At 71.5% G+C, this 21090-nt stretch carries 22 protein-coding genes; 9 read left to right on the top strand and 13 right to left on the bottom strand.

The features are described from left to right. Positions 1-60: 60 nt before the first annotated feature. From CCO04_RS00490 to CCO04_RS00480, 3 genes are read right to left on the bottom strand one after another with little or no spacing between them, the layout of a single operon-like run. Positions 61-765 (bottom strand): VOC family protein, encoded by a 705-nt coding sequence (locus CCO04_RS00490; protein ID WP_215812139.1) that lies wholly within the window; start codon positions 763-765, stop codon positions 61-63. Then, on the bottom strand, positions 762-2330 hold the full coding sequence (locus CCO04_RS00485) for a long-chain-fatty-acid--CoA ligase (protein WP_215812138.1): 1569 nt from the start codon (positions 2328-2330) through the stop codon (positions 762-764). The genes CCO04_RS00490 and CCO04_RS00485 overlap by 4 nt, the downstream gene beginning before the upstream one ends. Positions 2331-2334: 4 nt before the next feature. Continuing rightward, a complete protein-coding gene (locus CCO04_RS00480; protein WP_215812137.1) occupies positions 2335-3297 on the bottom strand; it encodes an SDR family NAD(P)-dependent oxidoreductase in 963 nt (320 codons plus the stop codon). A gap of 98 nt (positions 3298-3395) precedes the next feature. On the opposite strand from CCO04_RS00480, the gene CCO04_RS00475 reads away from it, so the two are divergent. Then, positions 3396-3962 (top strand): nuclear transport factor 2 family protein, encoded by a 567-nt coding sequence (locus CCO04_RS00475; protein ID WP_215812136.1) that lies wholly within the window; start codon positions 3396-3398, stop codon positions 3960-3962. Then, entirely contained in the window at positions 3959-4729 is a 771-nt protein-coding gene (locus tag CCO04_RS00470) for an SDR family oxidoreductase (protein ID WP_252372578.1), read from the top strand. The genes CCO04_RS00475 and CCO04_RS00470 overlap by 4 nt, the downstream gene beginning before the upstream one ends. A 35-nt stretch (positions 4730-4764) precedes the next feature. Here CCO04_RS00470 and CCO04_RS00465 read toward each other — a convergent pair whose 3' ends face one another. The 7 genes from CCO04_RS00465 to CCO04_RS00435 all read right to left on the bottom strand — a co-directional run bounded on the left by CCO04_RS00465 (position 4765) and on the right by CCO04_RS00435 (position 12818). Beyond that, positions 4765-5994, bottom strand: coding sequence for an alpha-hydroxy acid oxidase (locus tag CCO04_RS00465; RefSeq protein ID WP_215812135.1), 1230 nt, complete (start codon positions 5992-5994; stop codon positions 4765-4767). A gap of 133 nt (positions 5995-6127) precedes the next feature. Continuing rightward, positions 6128-7066: an ABC transporter substrate-binding protein gene (locus CCO04_RS00460; RefSeq protein ID WP_252372577.1), complete on the bottom strand. Its 939-nt coding sequence runs from the start codon at positions 7064-7066 to the stop codon at positions 6128-6130. A 127-nt stretch (positions 7067-7193) separates the two neighbouring features. Next, complete coding sequence (locus tag CCO04_RS00455) at positions 7194-8198, bottom strand: ABC transporter permease (RefSeq protein WP_215812133.1); 1005 nt, start codon at positions 8196-8198, stop codon at positions 7194-7196. 5 nt (positions 8199-8203) lie between these two features. Next, complete coding sequence (locus CCO04_RS00450) at positions 8204-9784, bottom strand: sugar ABC transporter ATP-binding protein (protein WP_215812132.1); 1581 nt, start codon at positions 9782-9784, stop codon at positions 8204-8206. Then, on the bottom strand, positions 9777-10613 hold the full coding sequence (locus CCO04_RS00445) for an amidohydrolase (RefSeq protein ID WP_215812131.1): 837 nt from the start codon (positions 10611-10613) through the stop codon (positions 9777-9779). Before CCO04_RS00445 ends, CCO04_RS00450 begins: the two co-directional genes overlap by 8 nt. Next, complete coding sequence (locus CCO04_RS00440; protein ID WP_215812130.1) at positions 10610-11542, bottom strand: aldo/keto reductase; 933 nt, start codon at positions 11540-11542, stop codon at positions 10610-10612. The genes CCO04_RS00445 and CCO04_RS00440 overlap by 4 nt, the downstream gene beginning before the upstream one ends. Then, entirely contained in the window at positions 11535-12818 is a 1284-nt protein-coding gene (locus CCO04_RS00435; RefSeq protein WP_215812129.1) for an enolase C-terminal domain-like protein, read from the bottom strand. The genes CCO04_RS00440 and CCO04_RS00435 overlap by 8 nt, the downstream gene beginning before the upstream one ends. A gap of 158 nt (positions 12819-12976) precedes the next feature. On the opposite strand from CCO04_RS00435, the gene CCO04_RS00430 reads away from it, so the two are divergent. The 4 genes from CCO04_RS00430 to CCO04_RS00415 are packed head-to-tail and all read left to right on the top strand — an operon-like array spanning position 12977 to position 15724. Next, positions 12977-13849, top strand: coding sequence for a fumarylacetoacetate hydrolase family protein (locus CCO04_RS00430; RefSeq protein WP_215812128.1), 873 nt, complete (start codon positions 12977-12979; stop codon positions 13847-13849). Beyond that, positions 13846-14601, top strand: coding sequence for an SDR family NAD(P)-dependent oxidoreductase (locus CCO04_RS00425; protein WP_215812127.1), 756 nt, complete (start codon positions 13846-13848; stop codon positions 14599-14601). The genes CCO04_RS00430 and CCO04_RS00425 overlap by 4 nt, the downstream gene beginning before the upstream one ends. 13 nt (positions 14602-14614) lie before the next feature. Further along, a complete protein-coding gene (locus CCO04_RS00420) occupies positions 14615-14956 on the top strand; it encodes an L-rhamnose mutarotase (RefSeq protein ID WP_215812126.1) in 342 nt (113 codons plus the stop codon). A gap of 15 nt (positions 14957-14971) precedes the next feature. Next, a complete protein-coding gene (locus tag CCO04_RS00415) occupies positions 14972-15724 on the top strand; it encodes a FadR/GntR family transcriptional regulator (protein WP_215812125.1) in 753 nt (250 codons plus the stop codon). On the opposite strand, the gene CCO04_RS00410 is transcribed toward CCO04_RS00415, so the two are convergent. From CCO04_RS00410 to CCO04_RS00400, 3 genes are read right to left on the bottom strand one after another with little or no spacing between them, the layout of a single operon-like run. After that, on the bottom strand, positions 15691-16461 hold the full coding sequence (locus tag CCO04_RS00410) for an SDR family NAD(P)-dependent oxidoreductase (RefSeq protein ID WP_215812124.1): 771 nt from the start codon (positions 16459-16461) through the stop codon (positions 15691-15693). The genes CCO04_RS00415 and CCO04_RS00410 overlap by 34 nt on opposite strands. A 29-nt stretch (positions 16462-16490) precedes the next feature. Continuing rightward, positions 16491-17258, bottom strand: a complete 768-nt coding sequence (locus CCO04_RS00405; protein WP_215812123.1) for an SDR family NAD(P)-dependent oxidoreductase — start codon at positions 17256-17258, stop codon at positions 16491-16493. 8 nt (positions 17259-17266) lie between these two features. Continuing rightward, positions 17267-18481 carry an acetyl-CoA C-acetyltransferase gene (locus tag CCO04_RS00400; protein ID WP_215812122.1) on the bottom strand — a complete coding sequence of 405 codons (1215 nt, stop codon included), beginning with the start codon at positions 18479-18481 and terminating at the stop codon, positions 17267-17269. A gap of 102 nt (positions 18482-18583) precedes the next feature. Between CCO04_RS00400 and CCO04_RS00395 the strand changes: the two genes are divergently transcribed. The 3 genes from CCO04_RS00395 to CCO04_RS00385 are packed head-to-tail and all read left to right on the top strand — an operon-like array spanning position 18584 to position 21087. Further along, a complete protein-coding gene (locus tag CCO04_RS00395; protein WP_308281124.1) occupies positions 18584-19234 on the top strand; it encodes a TetR/AcrR family transcriptional regulator in 651 nt (216 codons plus the stop codon). Next, complete coding sequence (locus CCO04_RS00390; RefSeq protein ID WP_215812121.1) at positions 19231-20376, top strand: acyl-CoA dehydrogenase family protein; 1146 nt, start codon at positions 19231-19233, stop codon at positions 20374-20376. The genes CCO04_RS00395 and CCO04_RS00390 overlap by 4 nt, the downstream gene beginning before the upstream one ends. A 42-nt stretch (positions 20377-20418) precedes the next feature. Next, positions 20419-21087 (top strand): 1-acyl-sn-glycerol-3-phosphate acyltransferase, encoded by a 669-nt coding sequence (locus tag CCO04_RS00385; RefSeq protein WP_215812120.1) that lies wholly within the window; start codon positions 20419-20421, stop codon positions 21085-21087. Positions 21088-21090: the final 3 nt, after the last annotated feature.

Raw genomic sequence — 21090 nt, 5'->3', positions numbered from 1 at the left:
AGCCGAGGTGCTCCCCGACCGCGGCCGTCAGCTCGTCGATCCCGGTGAGGACCCGCGCGCTCAGCGGACCCGCACCTCGACCCCGCTGAGCCGGACCGTGCGCGGCTCCACGCCGGGCGCCGCGGCCAGGTCGACGGCGGTGAACGTCTTGCGCTCCCCCGCCACGAACCGGACGACGCGCGTGCCGAGCCGCAGCTGCGTCGTCCCGTCCACCACCTCCAGCGGTACGTCGAACAGCGCGCTCCACCGCTCGGCCTGCGCCTGCGGGTCGGGCGAGGAGACGTCGACCGCGAGTACGTCGACCACCTGGGGCGCCTCGGGTGCGGGCACCTCGATGGCGTCCCAGAACCACACGCCGGGGTCGGCGATGCCGTCGAGCTCGACCAGCAGGCCCATGTCGGCCGGGTGCAGCTGGACGACGCGGTGGCCGTCGACGGGCAGGTCCGCGACGAGGCGGATGCCGAGCCGCTCGGCGGTGGCGACGCGCTCGTCGACGTCGGAGACCTGGATCGAGAAGCAGTAGCCGCCCGGTCCGCCGCCCTTGGCCAGCCAGTGCGCGATGGAGACGTCGGCGCGCAGCGGCGCGACGAGCTCGAGGTGGGCCTCGGGACCGACCCGGATCGTGTGGTCGGCCAGCCCGATGTCGGCGAGCATCGGGTCCTCGAAACCCTCGCCCAGACCGAGCTCCTCGCGCAGCTCCTTCGCGGCGACGTCGACATCCTCGACGCCGAGCACCACCTGGCGCAGGATCGCCCAGTGCGTCATCCGACACTCCTCTCGTGGCCGGCCCACCACGGGGCCCGCAGCTCTCTCTTGAGCACCTTCCCCGACGGGTTGCGGGGCAGTGCGTCGACGACCTCGACCGCGGTCGGGCACTTGTAGTGGGCGAGCCGCTCGCGGGTGAACGCGATCAGCTCGGCGCCGTCGATCGTCGTACCGGCGCGGGGGACGACGACCGCGAGCGGCGTCTCGCCCCACTTGTCGGAGGGGACGCCGATGACGGCGACCTCCTGGACCGCGGGGTGCGCCATGATCGCGTTCTCCACCTCGGCCGGGTAGATGTTCTCGCCGCCGGACATGAGCAGGTCCTTGATCCGGTCCATGATGAAGACGTAGCCGTCGGCGTCGACGTAGCCCGCGTCGCCGGTGCGGAACCAGCCGTCGGGCCAGAACGCCGCGGCCGTCTCGTCGGGACGGCGCCAGTAGCCCGCGGTGACCGACGGCCCCCGCGCGCAGATCTCGCCCACCGTGCCGGTCGGCACCTCCGCGCCCGTGTCGGGGTCGATGATCCGCAGCTCGATGCCGGGTACGGCGCGTCCGGCGGAGCGGAGCTTGCTGTCGGCGCCGACGACGTGGTCGGTGGGCGCGAGAACCGTGGTGACACCGATGGTCTCGGTCAGGCCGTAGCTCTGCGCGAGGTCCGCGCCGAAGACCTCCTGGGCGCCGACCATCACCGTCTCGGAGATCGGCGAGCCGCCGTAGACGACGCAGCGGACGCTGGAGTAGTCGGCCGCCGCGGCCTCCGGGCTGCTGATGAAGAGCTGGATCAGCGTCGGCACCATGATCACGTGGGTCGCGCGGAAGCCGACCAGCTGGCCGAGGATGTTCTGCGGCGTCACCTCGGTGAACTGCACGATCCGCCCGCCGGCGTTGAGCGCGAGGAGCGACCAGCCGCCCGCCGCCACGTGGTAGTACGGCGTCGGCACCAGGCTGACCGCCTCGCGCGAGGGGTGGAACTGCGCGCTGAACGCCTCGACCGCCCACAGCATGCTCGCCACCGTGGTCATCACGCCCTTGGGCCGGCCCGTGGTGCCGGAGGAGTAGATCAGCGTGAGCAGACCGTCGCCGGTCACCTCGCGACGGGGATCGGACGCCGGCTGCGCGGCGAGCCAGTCCTCGAACGCCTGCCAGCCGGGGCGCTCGGTCACGGCGGCGTCGCCCTGGGCGAAGACGAGCCGGTGCCCGCCGTACGCCGGGGGGACGAGGTCGGCGAGGTGCTCCTCGGCCACGACGACAGCCGGGTCGGCGTCCCCGAGGATCCACTCGATCTCGCCGGCGGAGAGCCGGAAGTTGAGCGGCACCAGCGCGACACCGGCCTTGGCGGCGCCGAAGAAGAGCTCCCAGTACTCGGTGGCGTTGCGGGCGAGGTAGGCGACCCGGTCGCCCTCGGCGAGGCCCAGCGCGACGAGTCCGGCCGCGACCTGGCTGGAGCGGGCATCGAGCTCGCCGAAGGTCACCGACCGGCCCTCGCCGACGATCGCGGGATCGTCGGGGTGGGCGGCGGCGGTCCGGCGGATCATGTCCGCGATCGACGCCCTCTGCTCGCTCACCGGCTCAGCCGTCCAGCCCGGTGACCCGGCGCAGGGTGGCGATGAGCGCGCTCCGCTCGTCCGCGGTCTCCCGGGTGGCCTCGGTGCGGTGCGTCTCGCGCGGGCGCCGGTCGTGCCAGAAGAGCCCCGAGCTGCGGGCCGGCTCGTCGGCGGAGGCCAGCCACACGGCGGTGTCCGCGCCCTGACCCGCGGTCCGGAGCACGTCGCCGAAGCGGCGGACGAAGCTGTCCATCGAGGAGCTCTCGAGCAGCCCCGGCGTGGACGCCCAGCCGGGATGGGTGACGTGGCAGACGACGTCGGCGTCGGCGAGCTGCGCGGCACGCTCCTCGGTGACGATGATCTGGGCGCGCTTGGTGCGCGAGTAGACCGCCTTGGGGTCGAAGACCTCGTTCTCACCGGTGAGGTCGCCGAGGTCGATGCGCTGGCTGTAGGCACCGCCCGACGTCATCTCGATGATCCGGGACGGCGCGGAGGCGACGATCCGGTCGAGCAGCAGCTCGGTCAGCAGGTAGGGACCGACCATGTTGGTCGCCCAGGTCATCTCGTGGCCGTCGACGGACGTCAGGCGCTCGTCCTGCATGCCGCCGGCGTTGTTGACGAGGACGTCGATGCGCGGCAGCCGCTCCAGCAGCTCGGCCGCGGTGGCACGGACCGAGGCGAGCGAGGAGAGATCGCAGGCGACGGCCTCGACGGCGCCGTTGCCGCTGGCCTCCCGGATCTCCGCCGCCACGCCCTCGGTCCGCGCCCGATCACGGCCCATGACGACGACGTGCGCGCCGAGCCGGGCCAGCTCCTCAGCCGCCGCGCGGCCCAGTCCGGCGGTGGATCCGGTGACGACGACCGTCCTGCCGGCCACGTGCGCCATGTCGGTGTCGTCCCAGGTGGGACGGCGCTTCTCGTAGCCCAGCCGGCTGAATCCGACGGTGTCGTCGGCCGCCACCTCGGCGTCGAGCTGCAGGTTGTCCATCGGTGCTCCATCCGTCTCGCGCGGCGATGTGATAGCCATTACTATCGCAAACAGAGTTAGTGGTCAACGACTCCGTCACCCCTCACGAGAGGTCACCGATGAGCCCCACCGACACCGCCCGACTGGCGGCCGTGCTCGACAAGCAGGAGATCCAGGAGGTCATCGTCCGCTACATGCGCGGCATCGACCGCGGCGACCTCGCGACCGTCGCCGGGTGCTACCTGCCCGGCGCGACCGAGGACCACGGCGGCCTGTTCGTCGGCCCCGCGACGGACTACCTCGCCTCGGTCGCGGACGCCCTCACCCATCCCCGCGCGGTCACCACGCACTACACGACCAACGTGCTCGTCGAGCTCGTCGAGGACGACCCCGACACCGCGCGCGTCGAGTCCTACGTCCTCGCCTTCGCCCGGGTACGCCGCCCCGACGGCGCCGTCGGCGACACCCTCACCGCGGCCCGCATCGTCGACGAATTCGCCCGTGAGGACGGCCGTTGGGGCATCCGGCACCGGGTGCTGCGCTGGGAGTGGAACCACGACATGGACCGCTCCGAGGGCTGGGCCTTCGGCCTGATCGCCGGCCCCGACAGCCCCCTGCGCCGCAGTGCCAAGCACCCCGACGACGTCCTGTACGCCGACTCCCTCGCCCCGGAGGCCCTCGCATGAGCACCCTGAAGGGGGCGCGCACCGACGGCGCCCGCATCCTCGTCACCGGCGCCAACCGCGGGATCGGGCTGGCCTTCGTCGAGGAGGCGCTGGCGCGGGGCGCCGCGACGGTCTATGCCGGCGTCCGCGACCCCGAGGACATCACGCCGGAGCTGGCGGCCGCCGGCGCGCGCGTCGTACGGCTGGAGGTGACGTCGGCGGAGGACGTCGCCGCGGCCGCCGCGGCCTGCGCCGACGTCAATGTGGTGATCAACAACGCCGGATACTTCGGCAACCAGCGCCTCGTCGAGACCGACGACCCCGAGGTCGCCCGCCGCGAGATGGAGGTCAACTACTTCGCGCCGCTCGCGATGACCCGTGCCTTCGCACCGGTCATCGCCGCGCAGGGCGGTGGCTCGATCGTCAACGTCCTCTCGGTCGCGGCGATCGCGCCCACCGCCTTCATGGGCGGCTACTCCCCCTCGAAGGCGGCCGCCCTCTACCTCGGCGGCATCGCGCGTGCCGAGCTCGAGCCGCGCGGCATCACGGTCACCTCGCTCGTCGTCGGCTCCGTGGACACCCGGATGGCCGCGCACGTCGACGGCGCCAAGGAGCAGCCCCGCGACATCGCCGCCGTCGGCCTGCGCGCCATGGAGCGCGGCGAGTGGACCTGCGACACCGACCGGATGGCCGTGGAGTCCCGGTCCCGGCTGGCGATGGACCCGGTCCGCTACGAGCGCGGCCTCGGCCGGCTGCTCCACGCGGGCTCGCTGTCGACCAAGGCCTGAGCGGCGCCGGGCCGCGCCGAGCCGCGCCGGCCGGCTCAGCCGACGGGCTGGAGCCGGCGCAGCGCGGTGACGTGGCCGGGCTCGAGCTCGTCGAGGGAGCACACGCCCAGCAGGCGCATCGTCCGCTCGACCTGGCCGCGGAGGATCTCGATGGTCCGGTCGACGCCCGGACGGCCGCCGGCCATGAGGCCGTAGAGGTACGCCCGGCCGATCAGGGTGAAGCGGGCACCGTGGGCCACCGCGGCGACGATGTCCTGGCCGGACATGATGCCGGTGTCGAGGTGCACCTCGACGTCCCGGCCGACCTCGCGCACGACGTCGGGCAGCAGGTGGAACGGGACCGGAGCGCGGTCGAGCTGGCGGCCGCCGTGGTTGGACAGCACGATCGCGTCGACGTCCAGCTCGGCCAGCCGGGCCGCGTCGGCGACGGTCTGGACGCCCTTGACCACGAGCTTGCCGGGCCACTGCTGCCGGATCCAGGCGAGGTCCTCGAAGGTGACCGTCGGGTCGAACATCGTGTCCAGCAGGTCGGCGACCGTCCCGGACCAGGAGTCGAGCGAGGCGAAGGCGAGCGGCTCGGTGGTGAGGAAGTTGATCCACCAGGCGGGGCGCGGGATCGCGTTGGCGACCACGCGCGGCGTCAGCGTGGGCGGGATCGTCATGCCGTTGCGGGTGTCGCGCAGCCGCGCCCCCGCCACCGGTACGTCGACCGTGACGAGCAGCGTGTCGAAGCCCGCCGCTGCAGCGCGGCCGACGAGGGCCATCGACCGCTCGCGGTCCTTCCACATGTAGAGCTGGAACCACTTGCGCGCGCCGGGCGCCGCGGCGGCGACGTCCTCGATCGAGGTCGTCCCCATCGTGGAGAGCGCGAAGGGGATGCCCGCGTCCTGGGCCGCGGTGACACCGGCGATCTCGCCCTCGGTCTGCATCATCCGGGTGAAGCCGGTGGGCGCGATGCCGAACGGCAGCGCCGCGACCTTGCCGAGGACCTCGCGCGAGGTGTCGACCTTCTCGACGTCGCGCAGGATCGCCGGGTGGAACTCGACGTCCGCGAACGCCTGCCGGGCCCGCGACAGCGAGATCTCGCCGTCGGCCGCGCCGTCGGTGTAGTCGAACGCAGCGCGCGGCGTCCGCCGCTTGGCCGCCCGGCGCAGGTCCTCGATCGTCAGCGCCGCGTCGAGGCGGCGCTTCCGCGGCGACAGGACCGGCTTCTTGAACTTCATCAGCGGAGCGAGGTCGTGTGCCTTCGGCATCTGGCGCTGCATCGCGGTTCTCCTCGGGGGACGCGGTGGTGGTGGTCGTGCGTGAGCGGCACCGGCCCGGCGCCCGCAAGATGTCGAGGGACGCCGGGCCGGTGTCGCGGTCGCCCGGGCTGGTCGGGAGCCCGGGACGTCGGTGCTACTTGTAGAGGACGGCCTGGATCTCCGGGTCGTCGATGTTCGTCGCGTCGTACCAGAAGTAGCCGGTGTCGATCGTCTTCTCCAGGTCCTCGCCCTTGACCGCGGCCACGGCCGCCTTGACGAGCTCCTTGCCCATGCCCACGGGGTTCTGGGTGATCGCGCCGGCCTCGACGCCCGAGGTGATCGCGTCGATCTGGGCCTGACCGGAGTCGAAGCCGACCACGGTGACGTCCTTGACGCCGGACTCCTCGACGCCCTTGACGGCGCCGATCGCCGAGCCCTCGTTGGAGCCGTAGATGCCCTTGACGTCGGGGTTCGCGGCGAGGATCGACTTGGCGATGTCGGCCGACTTGGCCTGGTCACCGTCGCCGTACTGGACGGGGAGCAGCTCGATGTCGGGCGCGTTCTCCTTCATCCAGTCGATGAAGCCGTCACGACGCTGCTTGCCGGTGAGGCTGGTCTGGTCGTGCACGATCATCGCGACCTTGCCCTCGTTGCCGACGAGCTCGGCCATGTGCTTGGCCGCCTCGGCCGCGGCGGCAGTGTTGTCGGTGGCCGCGGTGGTCACCGGGATGTCGCTGTCGACGCCGGAGTCGAAGGCCACGACGGGGATGCCCTTCTGCTTGGCCTGCTCGAGCACCGGCTCGGAGGCCTTGCTGTCGAGCGCGGCGAAGCCGATCGCGTCAGGCTGCTTGGCGAGCGCGTTGGTCAGCATCGTGACCTGCTCCTCGACCTGGGTCTCGTCGGCCGGCCCCTCGAAGGTGATCCGGACGCCCATCTCCTTGGCCTGCTCCTCGGCGCCCTTCTTCACCGCCTGCCAGAACTGGTGCTGGAAACCCTTCGACACGATGGCGACGTAGAGCTCGTCGTCACCGCCCTTCGAGCCGCTGTCCGAGCCGCACGCGGCCACGGAGAGGGAGAGAACACCGGCTGCCATGGCAGCAGCCAAGCGACGGAACTTCATGCTGGTACTCCTCATTGATTCTTCGGATCGGTGCCGGGGGCACCGGCGAGTTCTTGCGAGGTCGCCCGAGCCGACGACTGGTTGCGGGCGGAGGTGCGCGCTACACCTCCTTCTTGCGAGCCATGTCGGCGTAGACGGCGATCAGGATCACGACGCCGAGGATCACGCTCTGCCACTCCTGGGCGATCGACAGGAGCTGAAGCCCGTTGTTGAGCACCGAGATGATGAGGGCGCCGATGACGGTGCCGACGATCGTCCCCTTGCCGCCGGCCAGCGACGTACCGCCGATGACGACGGCCGCGATGGCCTGGAGCTCGTAGCCCATGCCGGTGGCCGGCTGGGCCGAGCCGAGGCGGGCCGAGATCATCACGCCGGCCAGACCGATGAAGAGTCCGGCCAGGGTGTAGATCAGGAGCTTCCAGCGGCGCACGTTGATCCCCGACAGCGCGGTGGCGTGCTCGTTGCTGCCGATCGAGTAGGTGTAGCGGCCCAGCACGGTCTTGCCGAGCAGGACGCCGGCGACCAGGCAGGCCGCGAACAGCACCAGGACGGCGTTGGGCAGGCCCGGGATCAGCTCTCCGGTGGAGATCTTGACGTAATCGGGCGAGTCGGTGAAGTAGATCGGCGAGCTGCCGGAGATGACGAGCGCCAGGCCCTCGGCGACCAGCATCATCGCCAGGGTGGCGATGAACGGTGGCAGCTTGAGGACCGCCACGTTGCAGCCGTTGACGAAGCCGACCAGGCCGCCGAAGAGCACGGCGAGCAGGACGCCCAGCACCATCGGCAGTCCCATGTTCACGATGAACACGCCGGACATCACCGCGCACAGCGCCATGCCGGTGCCGATGGAGAGGTCGATGCCGCCGGTGATGATGACGAACGTCGTACCGACCGCGAGGAGTCCGATCACCACCGTGCTGAACAGGACGTTGGTGATGTTGTCCCAGGTGAAGAAGATCGGGCTCGCGATGCTGAAGTAGGCGCAGATCACGATCAGGCTGGCGAAGGCGAGCAGCTGCTGGAGCCGGTCGCGCACGGCCGGCAGCCAGCCGGGGCCTGCGGTGGCCGCCGGCACGCTCGCGCCGACGTCGGGGGTGGTGTTCATCCGGTTCACTCCTTGTCCACGGACGTGAGATGGGGGACGTCGCGCTCGACGACGGGATCCGCAACGGCGGGATCGGCCGCGACCGGATCGGCCACGGCGGTGGGGCGCAGCGTGGCGAGGCGCATGACCGACTCCTGGGTCGCCTCGGCCGCCGAGAGGATGCCGCTGACCCGGCCCTCGGTCATCACGACCACGCGGTGCGACATCCGCAGCACCTCGGGCAGCTCGGAGCTGATCATCACGATCGACTTGCCGGTCGCGGCGAGGTCGTTGAGCAGGGCGTAGATCTCGGCCTTGGCGCCGACGTCGATGCCCCGGGTCGGCTCGTCGAAGATGAGGATGTCGCAGTCCTTGACGAGCCACTTGGCGATGACGACCTTCTGCTGGTTGCCACCCGAGAGGTACTTCGTGACCTGGTTCTCGCTGGGCGTCTTGATACGCAGCTTCTGGATCATGTCGCGCGCGGTCGCGCGGATGCCGGCACCGCGGACCCAGCCGGCCTTGCTGTAGCGCTCGCTGAGCGAGGGCAGCGCGATGTTGGCGCTGACGTCCTGGTCGAGCAGCAGGCCGAGGTGCTTGCGGTCCTCGGAGAGGTAGCCGATCCGGAGCCGGGCGGCGTCCGCGGGATTGCGGATCTTGATCCGCCGCCCGCGCAGCTCGACGATGCCGTGGCTCTTGTCCGCGCCGACGATCGCGCGGGCGACCTCGGTACGCCCCGCGCCCATGAGGCCCGCGAAGCCGAGGATCTCGCCCTCGCGCAGGTCGAAGGTGACCTGGTCGAGGAGTCCCTTGGTGGTGAGCCCGGTGACCGACAGGACCACCGGCCGGTCCTCCCGTACGCCGACCGGCCGGGCGTCCTCGACCAGGGCCCGGCCGACCATGAGCGAGACGACCTGGTCGACCGTGGTGTCGCGGGTCTCGACCGTGTCGATGAACTGGCCGTCGCGGATCACGGTGATCCGGTCGGTGATCGCCTTGAGCTCGTCCATCCGGTGCGAGATGTAGATGACGCCGGTCGTCGGCGTGGTGAACCGGCCGATGAGCGCGTGGAGCGCGGCGACCTCGGCGTCGTTGAGCGCCGCGGTCGGCTCGTCCATGATCAGGACCTGCGGGTCGTGCGAGAGCGCCTTGGCGATCTCGACCATCTGCTGGTTGGCGACGGTGAGCCCGCCGACCACGGCCTTGGGGCTCAGCCGGACGCCGAGCCGCTCGAGCAGCTCGCCAGCGCGGTGGTTGAGGGCACGGTCCGACAGCAGCGGTCCGACCTTCGGCTCGCGGCCGATGAAGATGTTCTCCGCGACCGTCAGGTGCGGCATCAGGTTGAACTCCTGGTGGATGATGCTGACGCCCTGGGCGAGCGCGGCGCCCGGCCCGCTCGGGCGGTAGGGCGCACCGTTGAGGAAGAACTGCCCCTCGTCGGGCGTGTAGATGCCGGAGAGCAGCTTCATCAGGGTGGACTTGCCGGCGCCGTTCTCGCCGACCAGGGCGAGCACCTCGCCGTGGCGCAGCTCGAGGTGCATGTCGCGCAGGGCCTGCACTCCGGGGAACCCCTTGGCCACGCCCTCGGCCTTCAGCAGCTCAGTCATGACGCACCCTCCCGTAGACGCGGAGAGCCGTCGCCCTCCGGATTTCGGCCTGCTCGTGGGGGGACAGCGCGGAGACCAGCTCCGCGATCGGCCCCAGCGCGCCGGCGTAGTCGTGGCGCGCCGTCGCCATCGGCCAGTCGCCGCCGTACATCAGCCGGTGGGCGCCGAAGGCATCCAGCGCGGTGTCAAGCACAGGTCGCAGCGTGGCGGCGGTGTAGGGCTCCGCTCCGGCGAGTCCCGACACCTTGGCGACCACGTTGGGCCGCTGCGCGACCGCGCGCAGCGACGCGGCCCAGCCGGACATCGCCGCGGTGCCCCACGGCGGCTTGGCCAGGTGGTCGACGACGATCGTCAGCCCGGGCAGGGCCTCGGCGAGGTCGCCCACGGCGTCGAGGTGCGTCGGCCAGGCGTCCGGTACGTCGAGCACCAGCCCGCGCTCGGCGACCAGCCGCAGGCTCTCCCGGACCTCGGCGAGGCCCAGGAAGGTGGCGGCCCGCGGGTCGTCGTGGATCAGGTGCCGCACGCCCCGGAGGGCCGGCTCGTCGAGGTCCGCGAGCGCCGTCGCGGCCTGGTCCGGCCGGTCGAGCGGGACCCAGCCGACCACGCCGAGCACCCAGTCGTGGGTGCGGGCGACGTCCAGGAGCCATCCGGTGTCGGCCAGCGAGTCCTCGGCCTGGACGAGCACCGCCGCCTCGATGCCGGAGGACCGGAGCTCGCGCGCCGCCTCGTCCGGTCCGAACGAGCGGTGCAGCGGGCCGTGCTGCGGCCCGAGCCAGGCGTAGTCGCTGACGTCGAGGTCCCACAGGTGCAGGTGGGCGTCGATGGTCATCCGGCTGCCACCTCGTCCCAGAGCTCGTCGGGGACCTCGGCGGCGAGCAGCCGGACGTTGGCGCTCACCTGGGCCGGGTCGACCGCGCCGACCACGACGCTGCGCACGACCGGCCGGCGCAGGGGGAACTGCAGCGCGGCGGCCGGCAGGGGGACGCCGGCCCGGCGGCAGATGTCGTCGAGACGCTGCGCCCGGGCGAGCACGTCGGCCGGCACCTGCGCGTAGTCATAGGTGGACGCCGGGCTCGGCGACCCGGCGAGCAGGCCGCCGTTGAAGACCGCCGCGGCGACGATCGCGACCCCCGCCTCGGCGCACAGCGGCAGCAGCCGCTCCTCGGCCCGCCGGTCGACGAGGGTGTAGCGCCCGGCGACCATGAGCTCGTCGACGAGACCGGTCCCGGCCGCCGCGACGAGGGCGTCGAGGTCCATCGAGCCGACGCCCACGCGGCGCACGAGCCCCTCGGCCTGGAGCCCGCGCAGCGCGGGCAGACCCTGGTCGAGCGCCTCCTGGAGGTTCCAGCGCTCCGGGTCGTGCAGGTAGACGGTGTCGACGTGGTCGAGGCCGAGCCGCTCCAGCGAGGCCTCCAGCGTCTGCCGGATCCCGGCGGCGCTGAAGTCCCACACCCGCCGCACGTCAGCCGGTACGACGAAGCCCTCGTCGTCCAGCGCTCCGTCGGGGTCGGCGACCGGGACCAGGCGCCGGCCGACCTTGGTCGAGACCTCGAACCCGGCGCGCGGCCGGCCCGCGAGGAACTCCCCCAGCCGGCGCTCGGACAGCCCGAGCCCGTAGTGCGGCGCGGTGTCGAAGAGCCGGATCCCCCGCAGCCAGGCCTCGTCGAGCACCGCCCGCGCGGTGGCGTCGTCGAGGGCGACCCGGTGGTTGCCGAGTCCGGCGCCACCGAGGCCGAGGCGGAGGTCGGGATCAGGCACCGACATACCGGTTCTCCACGATCGAGCTCGCGAGCATCTCGGCTCCGGAGCCGGGGGTCAGCGGCGCCCGGTAGTGACCGCGGTCGATGACGACGGGGGTCACGAAGTGCTCGTGCAGGTGGTCGACGAACTCGATCATCCGGCCCTCGGTGCTCGCCGAGACCGCGACGAAGTCGAACATCGACAGGTGCTGGACGACCTCGCACAGCCCGACGCCCCCGGCGTGGGGGCAGACCCGCACGCCGAACTTCGCGGCGAGCAGCAGCAGCGCGATGTTCTCGTTGACGCCGGCCACCCGGGTCGCGTCGAGCTGGAGCACCTCGAGCGCGCCGGCCGCGAGGAACTGCTTGGCCATCACCCGGTTGGCCATGTGCTCGCCGGTCGCCACCGGGATCGGCGCGACCCCGCGGGCGATGGCCGCGTGTCCCAGGATGTCGTCGGGGTTGGTCGGCTCCTCGATCCAGGCGACGTCGTACGGCGCGAGCGCGCTCATCCAGGTCACCGCCTCGTCGACCTCCCAGCGCTGGTTGGCGTCGACGGCGATCGCGATGCCCGGACCCACGGTCTCGCGGGCCAGCGCGAGACGTCGTACGTCATCGGCCAGGTTGGCGCCGACCTTGAGCTTGATCTGGGCGAAACCCTCGGCGACCGCCTCGCGGCAGAGCCGGACGAGCTTCGCGTCGTCGTACCCGAGCCAGCCGGGGGTGGTGGTGTAGCCGGGGTAGCCGCGCTCGCGCAGCTCGTCCATCCGCTCGGCCCGGCGCGGCTGGGCCTTCTCGAGGATCTCGAGCGCCTCGGTCGGGGTGAGCGCGTCGGAGAGGTAGCGGAAGTCGACCAGGCTGACGATCTCGGCCGGCGACATCTCGCCCAGGAGCTGCCACAGCGGGAGGCCCGCACGCTTGGCCTTGAGGTCCCACAGCGCGTTGACCACGGCGCCGATCGCCATGTGCATCACGCCCTTCTCGGGACCGAGCCAGCGCAGCTGGGAGTCGTGGACGAGCTCCTTCCAGAAGCCGCCGAGGTCGGCGAGCGTCGCCTCCAGGTCGCGGCCCACGACGTACGGCTCGAGGCTCGCGACGGCGCTGAGCTGGACGTCATTGCCCCGGCCGATGGTGAAGACGAACCCGTGCCCCTCCAGCCCGTCGCCGGCGTCGGTCGCCAGGCGTACGTAGGCCGCGGAGTAGTCGGGGTCGGGGTTCATGGCGTCGGATCCGTCGAGCGAGGTCGACGTCGGGAACCGAACGTCATCCGTCTGCATCTCGGTGATCTTGCTCAAGGGGCACGCTCCTGGTTGGTGACTTGACTCACAGGCTAGACATCGGATCTATCAGCGGTCAAGATGGAAGAGCAAACCAATCTTTCCGCTCAGATCGCGAGAGAGGGCCGATCAAAGGTCCTACCTGTCGCGTGAGCGGCCTCACAGAGGAGCAGACAATGAAGCTGGCACGCAGGGGTCCCCTCGGAGCCGAGATCCCCGTCGTCGAGACCCCCGCAGGGGTGCTGGACGCCCGGCCGGTCACCGCGGACTTCGACCGCGCGTTCTTCGCCGCGGACGGGATCGCCCGCCTGGCCCAGGCGGTCGCGGACGGCGCGCTCCCCGTGCTCGCGGACGCGGCGATCCTGCGCGTCGGCGCTCCGGTCGCCCGCCCCGGCGCCCTGATCTGCATCGGGCAGAACTACGCCGCCCACGCCGCCGAGTCCGGAGCCGAGCCGCCGACGGTGCCGATCATCTTCCTCAAGGTGCCCAACACCGTCGTCGGCCCGTACGACGACGTGCGGATCCCCCGCCACAGCACGAAGACCGACTGGGAGGTCGAGCTCGGCATCGTGATCGGCCGCGAGGCGTCGTACCTCGACGGGCCCGAGCAGGCCCTGGACCACGTCGCCGGCTTCGTCGTCGCCAACGACCTCTCCGAGCGCGAGTTCCAGATGGATCTGTCCGGCGGGCAGTGGAGCAAGGGCAAGTGCTGCCCCGGCTTCAGCCCGCTCGGCCCCTGGCTGGTCACCCCCGACGAGGTCGACCACCGCGCGCTCGGCCTGCGGAGCTGGGTCAACGGCGAGATCCGGCAGGACTCGAGCACCGCCGACCAGATCTTCGACGTCGCGACGATCGTGTGGCACCTGAGCCAGTTCCTCACCCTCGACCCGGGCGACGTGATCCTGACCGGGACGCCCGAGGGGGTGGCCTTCTCGGGGCGCTTCCCCTACCTGAGCGCCGGCGACGTCGTCGAGATCGAGATCGAGGGGCTCGGCCGCCAGCGCCAGCAGATGGCCCCGGCCGTCGAGACCGCCGGAGCGGCCCGATGAGCGGCGAGTTCGCCGGCCTGACGGCCGTCGTCACCGGCGGCGGCTCGGGCATCGGCGCGGCCATCGCCGCCGAGCTCACCGCGCGCGGGGCCCGGGTCGCCGCGTTCGACCTCGATCCGACGGGCGTCCCGGAGGGCGTCCTGGGCATCACCGCGAACGTCGGCGACGACGCCTCGGTGCGGGCCGGCATCGACCAGGCGGTCGCCGCCCTCGGTCAGCTCGACGTCCTCGTCAACAACGCCGGCATCGGGGCCCAGGGCACCGTCGCCGACAACGACGACGCCGAGTGGCTGCGGGTGCTCGACGTCAACGTGCTCGGGATCGTGCGGATGTCCCGGGCCGCGCTGCCCCACCTGCGTGCCTCGCGCGCGCCGGCGATCGTCAACGTGGGCTCGATCGCGGCCACGGCCGGACTGCCCCAGCGGGCGGCGTACAGCGCGAGCAAGGGGGCTGTCCACGCCCTGACCCGGGCGATGGCCGCCGACCACCTGCCCGAGGGGATCCGGGTCAACTGCGTCGCGCCCGGCACCGCCGACACCCCGTGGGTCCAGCGCCTGCTCGGCGCCGCGCCCGACCCCGCGGCCGAGCTGGCCGCGCTCAACGCCCGCCAGCCGCACGGCCGGCTGGTCCGCGCCGAGGAGATCGCGGTGAGCGTCGCCTACCTCGCCAGTCCGCGCTCGGGTTCCACGACCGGCGTCGCGCTGGCCGTCGACGGTGGTATGAACGACCTGCGTCTCCGGCCCCGCGGATAGGAGCACCCAGCCCATGGTCGCCATCGCCCTGCACACCGTGCTCGCGCCCGGGCGCGAGCAGGACTACGAGGACGTGCACCGGACGATCCCGGCCGCGCTGGCCACCGCGCTGGCCGAGCACGGCGTCCGGGACTGGCGGATCTGGCGCGACGGTCGCGATGTCTTCCACCTCGTCGACGTGGACGACATCGCGACCTTCCACGCGATGCGCCGGGCGCTGCTGGACCTGCCGGTCAACCAGGCCTGGCAGGACACCGTTGGTCCGATGTTCGAGCAACCCGACGACTACGAAGCCGCCGATCCCACGCTGAACCTGCTCTGGAGTCTCCAAGGGCAACAGCGGATCGCCGACTAAAGATAGGATCTCTCCATGGCAGTGACCGATGAGGCGATCCTCAAGATCAAGGACATGCTGCTGCGGGGCGAGCTGCGCCCCGGCGACCGGCTGGCTCCGGAGAAGGAGCTGAGCGAGCGGCTCGGGCTCTCCCGCAACTCGCTGCGCGAGGCGGTCAAGGCGCTCGAGCTGATCCGGGTGCTCGACGTACGCCGGGGCGACGGCACCTATGTCACCAGCCTCGAGCCGAGCCTGCTGCTCGAGGCGATGTCGTTCGTCGTCGACCTGCACCAGGACCACACGGTCCTCGACCTGTTCGAGGTACGCCGGATCCTCGAGCCGGTCGCCGCCGAGATGGCGACCACCCGGGCCACCGACCACCAGCTCGCCCAGCTCACCGCGATGCTCGACGAGGTCGGCCCGGAGACCTCCGTCGAGGACCTGGTCAAGCACGACGTGGCCTTCCACGGCGCGATCTACGAGCTCTCCGGCAACGCCTACCTGAGCACGCTGCTCGAGAGCCTGTCCGGGCGCACCCTCCGGGCCCGGATCTGGCGCGGCCTGACCGAGGAGCACAGCGTCGAGCGGACGCTGGCCGAGCACCGCGCCATCGTCGACGCGATGGTCCTCGGCAACCGCGACCTGGTCCGGTCCTGGATCACCGTGCACATCAGCGGTGTCGAGTCCTGGCTGCGACGGGCCGGCCAGACCCCCGAGGGCTGGCAGGACCCGACCGCAGGGGCTCCGGAGGTCGCTCAGGTGCCGAGCGAGATGCCGCCGTCGACATAGACGGTCTGGCCGGTGATGTAGGACGCCTCGTCACTGGACAAGAACGTCACCGCCGCCGCGATGTCCTCGGGATGACCCACCCGGCGCACCGGGTTCGCCTCCGCGTTGAGCCGCCGGAACTCCTCGACATCCATCTTCAGACGAGCCGCGGTGGCATCGGTCATCTCGGTCGCGATGAAACCCGGCGCGACCGCGTTCACGTTGATCCCGAACGGGCCCAGCTCGATACCCAGGGTCCGGGTGAACCCCTGGATCCCCATCTTCGCCGCCGAGTAGTTCGCCTGGCCCCGGTTGCCCAGCGCCGAGATCGAGGAGATGTTCACGACCTTGCCGTACTTCTGCTCCACGAAGTGCTTCTGCGCAGCCTTGGTCATCAAGAACGCACCCTTCAGGTGCACCCCCATCACCAGGTCCCAGTCGTCCTCGGTCATCTTGAACAACAGGTTGTCGCGGGTGATCCCCGCGTTGTTGACCAGCACGTGGATCCCACCCAGCTCGGCCACCACCCGCTCGACAGCAGCCTCGACCGACGCACCATCAGCGACGTTCGCACCGATCCCCACCGCCTTCGCGCCCCCGACCAGCGGCAGCCTCGCCGCCGCCTCGGCCGCAGCAGCCTCGTCGAGGTCCACGATCGCGACCGAGGCACCCTCCTCCGCATAACGCGTGGCGGTACCGAACCCGATCCCCCGCGCGGCACCGGTGATGACGGCGACCCGCCCGTCGAAACGACCCATGTCTTGTTCCTTCTCTCGTGTTCGTGTGGTCAAGCGATGGTGAGGCCGCCGTCGACGGCCAGCGTCTGCCCGGTGATGTAGCCGGCCGCGTCGGAGGCGAGGAACACCGCCGTCGCCGCGAGCTCGCGGGGGTCGCCCTTGCGCCCGACCGCGACGCGCGGCATCTGCGCGTCCAGGTAGCCCTCGGGGTACTGGTCGGTCATCTCGGAGGTGAAGAAGCCCGGCGCCAGGGCGTTGACCCGGATGCCCTTGCGGCCGGTCCACTGCTGGGCCAGGTCGCGGGTCAGCCCGATCAGACCGGCCTTGGACGCGGCGTACGCCGCCTGGGGCAGCCCGGCGGTGGTGATCCCGAGGATCGAGGAGATGTTGATGATGCTGGCGCCCGGCTGCATGACGCGGCCGCAGGCCTGCGCCATCCAGTAGCAGCCGTTGAGGTTGACGTCGATGACCTGGCGGAACTCGTCGGGCTTCTCGCGCAGCGCCGGGATCGCCGTACCGATGCCGGCGTTGTTGACCAGGACGTCGATCCGGCCGAAGGCGGCGTGGCCCTCCTCGACGAGGCGGGTGCACGACTCCGGGTCGCTGACGTCGGTGGCGACGGTGAGGGCGCGGCGTCCGGTGGCCTCGACCAGCGCCGCGGTCTCGGCGAGGCGGTCGACCCGGCGGGCGCCGAGGACGACGTCCGCGCCGGCCTCGGCGAAGGCCTGGGCGAAGGCGATCCCCAGACCGCTGGACGCACCGGTGACGACGGCGACCTTGCCGTCGAGGCGGAACAGGTCGGTGACGGGCTGGCTCATCGTCGTCCTCAGATCCGCTCGAGGATGAGGGCCATGCCCTGGCCGCCGCCGACGCACATGGTGATCAGCCCGGTGGACTTGTCGTGCCAGTCGAGCGAGTTGAGCATCGTCGCCTGGAGCCGGGCGCCGGTCATGCCGAACGGGTGGCCGACCGCGATCGCGCCACCGTTGATGTTGAGCCGGTCGATGTCGATCCCCAGGTCCTGGTACGACGGCACGACCTGCGCCGCGAACGCCTCGTTGATCTCGACGAGGTCGATGTCGCCGATGCTCATGCCCGCGTGCTTGAGGGCGTTGCGCGTGGCCTCGACCGGGCCCAGGCCCATGATCTCGGGCGAGAGACCCGAGACGCCGGTCGCGACGACCCGCGCCAGCGGTGTCACGCCGAGCTCGGCGGCCTTGGTGTCGGACATCATCACGACCGCGGCGGCGCCGTCGTTGAGCGCGCAGCAGTTGCCGGCGGTCACCACGCCGTCCTCGCGGAAGACCGGCTTCAGCCCGGCCAGGGCCTCGTACGTCACGCCGGCGCGCGGCCCGTCGTCGGCCGAGACGACGGTGCCGTCGGGCAGCGTGACCGGGGTGATCTCGCGGGCCCAGAAGCCGTCGTTGATCGCCTTCTCGGCCAGCAGCTGCGAGCGCACGGCGAACTCGTCGAGCTCGCGGCGCGAGAGCCCGCGCAGGCTGGCCACGTTCTCGGCCGTCTGGCCCATCGCGATGTAGACGTCGGGCAGCAGCCCGTCCTCACGCGGGTCGTGCCAGACGGTCTGCTCCTCGGCCGTGCGCGCGGTGCGCGACTGGGCGTCGTCGAAGAGCGGGTTGACCGTGTGGGGGATGTGGTCGGAGGTGCCCTTGGCGAAGCGCGAGACGGTCTCGACGCCGGCGGAGACGAAGATGTCGCCCTCGCCGGCCTTGATCGCGTGGAACGCCATCCGGGTGGTCTGCACCGACGAGGAGCAGTAGCGGGTCACCGTCGCGCCGGGCACGCTGTCCCAGCCGTTGAGGACGCTGACCACGCGGGCCATGTTGTTGCCGGACTCGCCGCCGGGCAGGCCGCAGCCGAGCAGCAGGTCGTCGATGGTGCTCGGGTCGAGACCCTCGACCTTCTCGACGGCCGCGCGCACCGCGAACGCGGCGAGGTCGTCGGGACGCAGGTCCTTGAGGGATCCCTTGTTGGCCCGGCCGATCGGCGTACGGGCGGCGGAGACGATGACGGCTTCAGGCATTGAACAACTCCCAGACATGAGCGAACGCTTAGGTAAGCAGACGCTTAGCCTGGCACAGGGTCAGGCGCGCCGTCTACGGGTGATGACACCATTCCTAAGCATCTGCTTAGATCCTCTCCAGCCAGCCCCTCACCCCTGGAGACGATCGTCATCACCGCCACCGCCGCCCAGCAGCGCATCCTCGATGCCGCCGTGGACGTCTTCGCCGAGCAGGGCTACGGCGGGACGAGCACCCGCGACATCGCCGTGCGCGCCGGCCGCAGCCCCGCCGCGGTCTACGTGCACTACCCCTCCAAGGAGGACCTGCTCTTCGCGATCAGCGTGCAGGGCCACACCGAGGCGCTCGCGGCGCTCCAAGCGGCGTACGACGACCACAGCGACCCGGTCGCCCGGCTGCACCGGATGATCGACGCGTTCTGTCAGTGGCACCTCGGCCACACCCGGATCGGCCGGGTCGTCCAGTACGAGCTCAACGCCCTCAGCCCCGAGCACCGCACGGTCATCGTCGCGCTGCGCCGCGACTTCCACCGGCTGATGACCTCCGCCCTCGACGCCGGCGTCCGGCACGGCGTCTTCGAGGTCGAGGACGTCGACCGCACCGCGCACGCCCTGCTCTCCCTCGGTGTCGACCTGGTCCGCTGGTTCGACCCGGACCTCGACTCCGAGCCCACCCGCATCGCCCACCTCAACGCCGACCTCGCCGTGCGCATGGTCCGGCGCATCCCCGCCTCGTCCCAGGAGGACTCCCCATGAACCGCGACATCTACGACGACGACCACGAGGCCTTCCGCGCCTCGGTGCGCGAGTTCCTCGAGCGCTCGGTGATCCCGCACGTCGAGGAGCACCAGGCCGAGAAGGGCCTGCCCCGGGAGTTCTGGCTCGACGCCGGCCGCAACGAGCTGCTCGGCCTGGAGATCCCCGAGGAGTACGGCGGCTCCGGCGCCGGCGACTACCGCTTCAATGCCGTGCTCACCGAGGAGCTGAGCAAGGTCACCGCCTCGCTCGCCTCGTGCTGGGGCATCCACGCCGACATCTGCGCGCCGTACCTGGTCGAGCTGGGCACCGAGGAGCAGAAGCAGCGCTGGCTCCCCTCGATCGCCTCCGGCGAGACCGTCCTTGCCATCGGCATGACCGAGCCCTCCGGCGGCTCCGACCTCGCCGGCCTCAAGACCACCGCCGTGCGCGACGGCGACCAGTGGGTGATCAACGGCTCCAAGACGTTCATCACCAACGGCTTCTCCGCCGACCTGATCATCACCGCCGTCCGCACCAGCCCGGAGAAGAAGGCCCGCGGGATCACGCTCTTCGCCATCCCCGCCGACGCCGACGGCTTCAGCCGCGGCCGCAAGCTCGACAAGGTCGGCCAGGACGAGTCCGACACCGCCGAGCTGTTCTTCGAGAACGTCCGCCTCGGCGACGACCACGTGATCGGCGAGGTCGACGGCGGCTTCATCCACATGATGCAGAAGCTCCCCCAGGAGCGCCTCGGCGCCGCGATCTCCAACATCGCCCACGCGAAGCAGATCCTCGTCGAGACCCTGCAGTACACCAAGGACCGCCAGGCGTTCGGCGCCCCGATCGGCACCTTCCAGCACAACAAGTTCCTCCTCGCCGAGCTGTTCACCCAGATCGAGGTCAGCGAGGCGTACGTCGACAAGTGCGTCCTCGCCCACAACGCCCGCGAGCTCACCCCGGTCGAGGCCGCCAAGGCCAAGTGGTGGACCAGCCAGGTCCAGAACGAGGTCCTCGACCACTGCGTGCAGCTGCACGGCGGCTACGGCTTCATGAACGAGTACCGCGTCGCCCGCGCCTGGCGCGACGCCCGGGTCACCAAGATCTGGGCCGGCTCGAACGAGATCATGAAGGAGCTCATCGGCCGCGACCTGGGGCTCTGAGCCGCAGGCTCCGCCCCCGCGGACACGCCCTAGGCTGAGCCCGTGCTCTACGAGGTCCTCCACACGGTCGTCCCGCCGCTCGCCCGAGCGGCGTGGCGACCGCGCATCGAGGGCATCGAGAACGTGCCCCTCACCGGCCCGGTCCTGCTCGCGAGCAACCACCTCAGCTTCGCCGACAGCGTGGTCATCCCGATCGTCGCGCCCCGCAAGGTCGTCTTCCTGGCCAAGGCCGAGTACTTCACCGGCTCCGGCCTGCGCGGACGGCTCAGCAAGGCCTGGTTCGAGGGCCTCGGCATGGTCCCCGTCGACCGCACCGACACCCGCGCCGCCCTCAACTCCCTCGACGTCGCCCTCGACGTCCTGGGCCGCGGCGACGCCTTCGGCATCTACCCCGAAGGCACCCGCTCCCGCGACGGCCGCCTCTACCGCGGGCGCACCGGCGTCGCCCAGCTCGCCCTCACGGCCGGCGTACCCGTCGTACCGGTGGGGTTGGTGGGCACCGCCGACCTCCAGCCCGTCGACGCCCGCTGGCCCCGCCTCGCCAAGGTCACCGTCCGCTTCGGCACCCCGCTCGACTTCACCGGGCGCTTCGAGGGCGTCGCGCCCGGGCGGGCGCGGCGCGAGGCGACCGACGAGATCATGACGGCGATCCAGGGGCTGACCGGGCAGGAGGCGGCGGGGGTCTACAACGACCTGCCGGTCGAGGCCTGAGGC

The sequence above is a fragment of the Pimelobacter sp. 30-1 genome (assembly GCF_018831735.1).
Taxonomy (GTDB): Bacteria; Actinomycetota; Actinomycetes; order Propionibacteriales; family Nocardioidaceae; genus Nocardioides.
This window is presented reverse-complemented; position numbering and strand designations above follow the sequence as displayed.

Excerpts from the sequence above, each read along its gene's own strand:
- CCO04_RS00490 (WP_215812139.1), bottom strand. The coding sequence starts at position 765 with ATGACGCACTGGGCGATCCTGCGCCAGGTGGTGCTCGGCGTCGAGGAT.
- CCO04_RS00480 (WP_215812137.1), bottom strand. The coding sequence starts at position 3,297 with ATGGACAACCTGCAGCTCGACGCCGAGGTGGCGGCCGACGACACCGTC.
- CCO04_RS00475 (WP_215812136.1), top strand. The coding sequence starts at position 3,396 with ATGAGCCCCACCGACACCGCCCGACTGGCGGCCGTGCTCGACAAGCAG.
- CCO04_RS00470 (WP_252372578.1), top strand. The coding sequence starts at position 3,959 with ATGAGCACCCTGAAGGGGGCGCGCACCGACGGCGCCCGCATCCTCGTC.
- CCO04_RS00465 (WP_215812135.1), bottom strand. The coding sequence starts at position 5,994 with ATGCAGCGCCAGATGCCGAAGGCACACGACCTCGCTCCGCTGATGAAG.
- CCO04_RS00460 (WP_252372577.1), bottom strand. The coding sequence starts at position 7,066 with ATGGCAGCCGGTGTTCTCTCCCTCTCCGTGGCCGCGTGCGGCTCGGAC.
- CCO04_RS00455 (WP_215812133.1), bottom strand. The coding sequence starts at position 8,198 with ATGAACACCACCCCCGACGTCGGCGCGAGCGTGCCGGCGGCCACCGCA.
- CCO04_RS00450 (WP_215812132.1), bottom strand. The coding sequence starts at position 9,784 with ATGACTGAGCTGCTGAAGGCCGAGGGCGTGGCCAAGGGGTTCCCCGGA.
- CCO04_RS00445 (WP_215812131.1), bottom strand. The coding sequence starts at position 10,613 with ATGACCATCGACGCCCACCTGCACCTGTGGGACCTCGACGTCAGCGAC.
- CCO04_RS00430 (WP_215812128.1), top strand. The coding sequence starts at position 12,977 with ATGAAGCTGGCACGCAGGGGTCCCCTCGGAGCCGAGATCCCCGTCGTC.
- CCO04_RS00425 (WP_215812127.1), top strand. The coding sequence starts at position 13,846 with ATGAGCGGCGAGTTCGCCGGCCTGACGGCCGTCGTCACCGGCGGCGGC.
- CCO04_RS00420 (WP_215812126.1), top strand. The coding sequence starts at position 14,615 with ATGGTCGCCATCGCCCTGCACACCGTGCTCGCGCCCGGGCGCGAGCAG.
- CCO04_RS00415 (WP_215812125.1), top strand. The coding sequence starts at position 14,972 with ATGGCAGTGACCGATGAGGCGATCCTCAAGATCAAGGACATGCTGCTG.
- CCO04_RS00410 (WP_215812124.1), bottom strand. The coding sequence starts at position 16,461 with ATGGGTCGTTTCGACGGGCGGGTCGCCGTCATCACCGGTGCCGCGCGG.
- CCO04_RS00405 (WP_215812123.1), bottom strand. The coding sequence starts at position 17,258 with ATGAGCCAGCCCGTCACCGACCTGTTCCGCCTCGACGGCAAGGTCGCC.
- CCO04_RS00400 (WP_215812122.1), bottom strand. The coding sequence starts at position 18,481 with ATGCCTGAAGCCGTCATCGTCTCCGCCGCCCGTACGCCGATCGGCCGG.
- CCO04_RS00390 (WP_215812121.1), top strand. The coding sequence starts at position 19,231 with ATGAACCGCGACATCTACGACGACGACCACGAGGCCTTCCGCGCCTCG.